The 6,341-nt window shown below is 71.3% G+C and carries 5 protein-coding genes; 4 read left to right on the top strand and 1 reads right to left on the bottom strand.

The window, feature by feature from the left end; all coding sequences use genetic code 11:
* The 4 genes from G6017_RS09585 to G6017_RS09570 all read left to right on the top strand — a co-directional run.
* Positions 1-195, top strand: a 195-nt coding sequence (locus G6017_RS09585) for a hypothetical protein (RefSeq protein ID WP_182617117.1), incomplete at its 5' end; no start/stop codon positions are given.
* Positions 192-1,664, top strand: coding sequence for an allantoinase AllB (gene allB, locus G6017_RS09580; RefSeq protein WP_206682428.1), 1,473 nt, complete (start codon positions 192-194; stop codon positions 1,662-1,664). The genes G6017_RS09585 and allB, both read left to right, overlap by 4 nt.
* Complete coding sequence (gene alc, locus G6017_RS09575; protein WP_182617115.1) at positions 1,661-2,746, top strand: allantoicase; 1,086 nt, start codon at positions 1,661-1,663, stop codon at positions 2,744-2,746. The genes allB and alc overlap by 4 nt, the downstream gene beginning before the upstream one ends.
* A 198-nt stretch (positions 2,747-2,944) precedes the next feature.
* Positions 2,945-4,492, top strand: coding sequence for an NAD(P)-binding domain-containing protein (locus G6017_RS09570; RefSeq protein ID WP_182617114.1), 1,548 nt, complete (start codon positions 2,945-2,947; stop codon positions 4,490-4,492).
* Between the two features lie 23 nt (positions 4,493-4,515).
* On the opposite strand, the gene G6017_RS09565 is transcribed toward G6017_RS09570, so the two are convergent.
* Complete coding sequence (locus G6017_RS09565; protein ID WP_187701354.1) at positions 4,516-6,108, bottom strand: HNH endonuclease signature motif containing protein; 1,593 nt, start codon at positions 6,106-6,108, stop codon at positions 4,516-4,518.
* Between the last annotated feature and the right edge of the window lie 233 nt (positions 6,109-6,341).

Raw genomic sequence — 6,341 nt, 5'->3', positions numbered from 1 at the left:
TTCTGCGTGCGCGCGCTGGACTGCGGGGCCGTCACCGCCGGGGAGGTGGCCGAGCTGGCCGGTGTCGACAGGGCCGCGCTCGACCGGCTCCGGCGGCCGGGCACCGAACGGACCCTTGCGCCCGAACGAACCCATCCGCCCGAACAGTCCCACCACCGGGACCACGTCCACGACCGGGCGGAGACCACGACATGAGCGCACATGGTGTCCCCGAGATCGTATTCCGCGCACGTCGGGCGGTGATCGGCGCCGAGGTCGTGCCGGCCACCGTGACGGTCTCCGGCGGGATCATCCTGGCCGTAGAGACCGGTCCCGCTGCCCCGACCTCCCCGACGCCGGCCGGCACGGACGTCGTCGACCTGGGTGACGACGTGGTGCTGCTTCCAGGATTGGTCGACACCCACGTCCACGTCAACGAACCCGGCCGCACCGACTGGGAGGGATTCGCCAGCGCCACCCGCGCCGCCGCGTGCGGCGGGGTGACCACCCTGATCGACATGCCGCTCAACTCCAGTCCGGTGACCACCAGTCCCGCCGCGCTCGACGCCAAACTGGCCAGCGCGACCGGGAAACTGCACGTGGACGCTGGGTTCTGGGGTGGGGCCGTGCCGGAGAACCTGGGCCGGCTGCGCGAACTCTGGGATCGCGGGGTGTTCGGTTTCAAGTGCTTCCTGCTCCACTCGGGGATCGACGAGTTCCCGCCGCTCGATGACGTGCAGATGCTGGCGGCCATGGAGGAGATCGCCGGGTTCGGCGGACTGCTCATCGTCCATGCCGAGGACGCCGGGACCATCGACGCGCAGCCCCCGCCGTCCGGGCCCATCTACGCGGGATTCCTGGAATCCCGACCGGTCGCCGCAGAGGTCCGCGCGGTGGCGCAGGTCATCGACGGCGTCCGCCGCACCGGGTGCCGGACCCACATCCTGCACCTGTCGGCCGCCGACGCCCTGCCGCTGATCCGGGACGCCAAGGCGGAGGGCCTGCCCCTGACGGTGGAGACGTGCCCGCACTATCTGTCGCTGTTCTCCGAGGAGATCCAGCCGGGCGCCACCCACTACAAATGTTGCCCGCCGATCCGCGAGGCCGGCAACCGCGAGCGGCTGTGGGAGGGGCTGCGCGACGGGACCATCGACCTGGTGGTCTCGGACCATTCGCCGTGCGTTCCCGAACTCAAGCGCTTCGACAGCGGCGACTTCGGCCAGGCGTGGGGCGGAATCGCCTCCGTGCAGCTGGGCCTGCCGATCATCTGGTCGGAGGCGCGGCTGCGCGGACTGGGACTGCCCGACGTCGTGCGATGGATGTCCTCCGGCCCCGCGGAGTTCGCCGGACTGATCGACCGCGGCGCGATCCGCCCCGGGGCCCGCGCCGACCTGGTGGTCCTGGCCCCCGACGAGGCGTTCGTGGTCCTGCCCGAGCGGTTGCAGCACAAGAACCCCGTCACCGCCTACGCCCAGCGGGCACTCGGCGGCGTGGTGCGCGACGTCTACCTCGCCGGTCGGCGTATCGACCTCGACGGCCCCGCCGCCGGTACCGCAGTGTCCCGACCGGCGACGCCCGCCCCGCCCGCTCCGCCCGCTCACGAGCCCTCCCTGTCCACCCAACTCCCTGCGCCGCCCACCTGGGCCGGCGCGCGACCGCTCTCACGAACGGAGCCCCTCGGATGACCGAGCCCGAGTTCCTCACCCTGCCCGACCTCGCCTCCCGCGCGATGGCCGGCGGTGTGGTGTCCGCCGATGACGAGTTCTTCGCCGAGAAGGAGAACCTGATCCTGCCCTCCGAGCCGGTGTTCGACCCCGCCCTGTTCGGACACAAGGGCAAGGTCTACGACGGCTGGGAGACCCGCCGGCGGCGCTCGCCCGGAGAGGACGCGGCGATCGTCCGCCTGGGGGTGCCGGGCGTGGTGCGCGGGGTCGTGGTGGACACCGCCTTCTTCCGCGGCAACTTCCCCCCGCAGGTCGCCGTGGACGGTGCGTGGATCGACGGCTACCCGGGGGCGGACGAGCTCCCGGGGGCCCACTGGCGGCCGTTGGTGCCGGCCGCAGCAGCGCAGGGGGACACCCGCAACCGCTACGAGGTGTCCGATCCCGTGGCCGTGACCCACGTTCGCCTGCGGATAATCCCGGACGGCGGTGTCGCGCGGCTGCGGGTCCACGGTGAGCCGACACCCGACCCCGCGTTCCTTCGCGGAACCGTCGACCTGGCGGCCGCCGAGAACGGGGGACGGGTGGTCGACTGCTCGGACCTGTTCTACTCCTCGCCGTCCAACATCATCGCCCCAGGCCGCTCCCGCGTCATGGGCGAAGGCTGGGAGAACGCCCGGCGGCGCGACGGGGGCAACGACCACGTCACAGTGGGCCTCGCCGGTCAGGGGACCGTCGACCACGTGGAGATCGACACCTCCTACTACATCGGCAATGCCCCGGGGATGGCGTCGCTTCGTGGGATCGCTCGCGCGGACGACCTCGAACACCCCGACCGGTGGGTGGACCTCGTCCCGCGTACGCCGCTGCAACCGGACTGTCGACACCGATTCCTGGTGGGACCCGGGTCGGGGTCTCGGCCGGGAGACGAGTCGGGCGCGGCGGAACCGGTGCGGTTCGTCCGACTCGACGTGTTCCCGGACGGAGGTATCGCTCGTCTGCGCGTTCACGGAAGGCTGAGTTCCGAGGCACTCGTCCTGTTCGCCGCACGGGTCGCCCGAGCCCGGCACGCCCAAGCCCGGCACACCGGGCTCATGCACTCGTAACACGGTCGAAAAGCCGTGCTGCCAGACTCGGCCTCGACACCACGATGGTGCGGTCGGCCCCGCCGATCCGACCGCCGGGTCCCACGGTCCGGCGGTCGAGTCATCAGTCAGGCATCGCCGTGGTGTCCGCCCGGGCACAGGACCCGGGTGGGCCCGCGACATCGACCCGGGCCCGCTGAGCCCGGGAGATCCACCGCCATGACCTCCGTCACCACCGACTCCGTGAGCACCGAACCCGGGACCACCGAACCCGGGACCGGGGCCCGGACCTCCCGCCGCCTGCCCGACGCGGACGTCCGACTGGCGACCCTCCGGGCCCGTGTGCACGAGGACATCTCCGCCACCAGCCATGCCCGCGACTGGATCCCCCGCGTCCCCGGGTCCACCGAACTCGACGTCCTGGTGATCGGCGGCGGGCAGGCCGGTCTGGGCACGGCGTTCGCACTGCAGCGCCAGCGGATCGACCGCGTCCTGGTGGTGGACGACGGTCCGGAGCACGAGGTGGGCTGTTGGGACCGCTACGCCCGCATGCACACCCTGCGCAGCCCCAAGCACATGAGGGGTATCGAATTCGACGTCCCGTCCCTCCACGTCCGGCGCTGGTTCGAGGCCGTCTACGGAGAGGCCGCCTGGGCCGCCGTCGAACTCATTCCCCGCCTGGACTGGAACGACTACCTGCGCTGGTACCGGGAGGTCACGGGTGTCCGCGTCCACCATCGGACCCGGGTGACCGCGATCCACCGCCCCGCCACCCCGGACGGGCCGTTCTCCGTGGAACTGCGCGGCCCGGAGGGACAGGAGACCACGCTGACCGCCAGGCGCATCGTCTGCGCGCTCGGGCTCGCGGGCGGGGGCGGGGTGCGCGTGCCGGAGTTCATCTCCTCTCTGCCCCGCGAACGCTGGTTCCACACGGAGGACCCGATCGACTTCACCGCATTGCGGGGTCAGCGGGTGGCGGTGCTGGGCGGCGGCGCCTCCGGGTTCGACAACGCGGCCACCGCGCTGGACCACGGCGCCGTCCGGGCGCATGTGTTCGTGCGACGGGCGACGGTCCCGGCCTCCAACCCGCTGCGGTGGATGGAGTTCCCGGGCATGCAGGAGCGCTTCTACGACCTGGACGACCAGCGCAAGTGGGACTTCGGCGTGATGTCCGGAGGTCTTCCGCAGCCGCCCACGCAGCACGCGGTGTGGCGGTGCTTCACTCACTCCGGCTTCGCCTTGCACACCGGCTGTGGGTGGAACGCAGTCTCGATGGTCCACACCGGCACCGGTGGGCAGGAGATCGCGATCGACACCACCAGGGGGCGGTTCCACGCTGACGTCGTGCTGTCCGCGACCGGATACCAGGTGGACCTGCAGATGCGTCCGGAGCTCACCGAGTTCGTCGACGACATCGCGTTGTGGTCCGACCGCCACCCTCCCGCGGTCGATCACCCGGCCGGACGGAGTCCCTACCTGGGTCCGGGGTTCGAGTTCACCGAACGCGATCCGGGCACCGCCCCGTGGCTCACCCGCCTGCACCATTTCTCGACCGGAGCGCGGGCCTCCATGGGCGTCACCGGGAACCAGCTCTCCGGGATCTACGGCGGGATCGGGCGGATCGCCTCGGCGATCACCACTGCGATCACCCGCGAGAACTGGGACAGGCTCGCCGGTGACTTCGCGTCGTTCGAGCACATCGAGGTCCGATCCATCGGTCCCCACGACGCCTCCGACGGGTGGTATCCGACGAGCTCGCGCTTCTGACGTCGAGAGTCGCGCGCAGCCCATCAGAACGGGGGCTCCTCGTCCGACAGGGGAGTCGACGGCGTGGGCGGAGACACCGGACCGGTCTGTGGTGCCTGTCGCCAGAGTCGAGCCTGCGCACGGAGGTTGCGTCTCTCGACATCGCGACGGTGGCGCAGGTGGGGTCGCCGCCGCGACTCGGCCGATCCGAAGCCGGTCTCACCCGCTTCGGCTGCCTCCCGCTGTAGTCGGCTCGCCTCAGGGTGTCGTGGTGCGGCGTGGCCGGCGAAAGGCCCCGTGGGGAAGGTCGTGATGCGGGTTGCGGGGTCCCTGTCCGGGTGGTGGGGGCCGTGTATCCACACGTATGAACCGTCGGTCTCCCGGTAGTAGGCCCACACCCCGTCGGTCTTGAGTCTGTGGTGGAAGCGGCAGAGGGTGCCGAGGTCGTCGCACGTCGTGTGTCCGCCCTGGTCGGGGTGGTCATGGTCGAAGGGGACGATGTGGTCGAGGTCGGATTTCTCGGCGGAGGTCTGGCAGCCGGGGAAAACGCACGTACCGTCGCGCCCCCGACAGAAGCGGGCCAGGGCCTCGGACGGGGTGTGGCGCCGCGCAGCGGCGGTGTCCGGATCCGCGAGTTCGGAGAGTGCGTTGACCCGCCGCCTGGCGTCGCGCTGCAGTTCCTCGGCGGTGTGCCGGGTGATCGGCCCGTACCCGGCGAGGGTGATGCCGCGATTGTCCGGGGTGCCATCGTCGTATGCGTGGATGATGACCCGGCGAGCCGCAGACCGGGCTTCCGGGTCGGCGGGGTGTTCTCCTTGCGGGTCGGGCAGGCAGGCCCAGCCGCGGCTGAGCGCGAGCAATCCGGCGGCGCGGAGCTGGCCGAGGGGGCGCGGATCGTCGGCCGAGGCGGTGCGGGCGAGGGCCTCGATACGGTCCGCGATCTCCAGCGCGTCCTCGGCGGTGAGTGTGGCCGAGATGATCGCACGGTCGTCCCGGAGGGGCACCAGCTCCACGTCCTGGTCACGTCGCGCCTGCCGGGCGCGGGCATCGGCACCGAGTGGATCGCAGGCCGCGACGGTCTTGATGAGCATCTTGCGCAATGGGCCGAGCCTCGGCGGGTGGGTCCGGCGCCTGGTGGGAGCCAACCCGTCGCTGATCCGCCGATCGAGTTCGGGCATGAGGTGATCGGCCACAAGGGCTGTCTCCTCGGCGATGGTGTGCGCGGCGAGGATTCCTATCCACCCCGTCGCCAGTAGCGCCGCCGTTCGGGGGAGCCGTTCGGTCAGTTCGACCGCGGTGGTCACCAGACGGGATGCGCCGTGGCGTGAGAGCGCCATAGAGGCGCCGATCATCGTGGCGGCGGCGTCCCACGGATCACGATGGCGGTCGTGCTCGGTGGCGAAACGATCGGTGGCGGAACGGACACAGTCGTAGGCGTAGGCGAGCGTCCGACCCTCGGCCGCGCAGATCGTCCTCTGGGCGAGGTAGCCGCGTTGTTGGCCCGGGTCCCACCGGGCGAACGCCTCGGGGACCAGCACGGGGAGTGCGGGCCCCATCCACGTGGTGAATCCGGGAGGCGGGATGAGCGCCTCGGGAGGCTCGACGTCGTCGGAAGCAGGGGGAGGTGTCGCGATCATGGTTCGATAGTATGTTCGAGATCTGACACGGTGTGGAGGCGTGGATTCCGTGGGCCTGACCTGCGATGCCCTGCACGCGGCGTGCAGGGCATCGCAGGTCAGCGGGGTGTGGGGCGACGGTCCGACGGGGTTCGGCGGAGTGCCGGCGGGAGAGTGTCCGTGGAAAAGAAGGGACTCCGGGCGGCGCGGGATGGCACGGGATGATTCGGTGCGGGTGCGGGTGCGGGTGCGGG

This window comes from Dietzia sp. B44, assembly GCF_014145245.1.
Taxonomy (GTDB): Bacteria; Actinomycetota; Actinomycetes; order Mycobacteriales; family Mycobacteriaceae; genus Dietzia; species Dietzia natronolimnaea.
The sequence above is the reverse complement of the archived record's forward strand: the minus strand, read 5'-3'. Positions and strand labels throughout refer to the sequence as shown.

What these genes read in the sequence shown, in the direction of transcription:
- allB (WP_206682428.1), top strand. Translation starts at nt 192, where the DNA reads ATGAGCGCACATGGTGTCCCCGAGATCGTATTCCGCGCACGTCGGGCG.
- alc (WP_182617115.1), top strand. Translation starts at nt 1,661, where the DNA reads ATGACCGAGCCCGAGTTCCTCACCCTGCCCGACCTCGCCTCCCGCGCG.
- G6017_RS09570 (WP_182617114.1), top strand. Translation starts at nt 2,945, where the DNA reads ATGACCTCCGTCACCACCGACTCCGTGAGCACCGAACCCGGGACCACC.
- G6017_RS09565 (WP_187701354.1), bottom strand. Translation starts at nt 6,108, where the DNA reads ATGATCGCGACACCTCCCCCTGCTTCCGACGACGTCGAGCCTCCCGAG.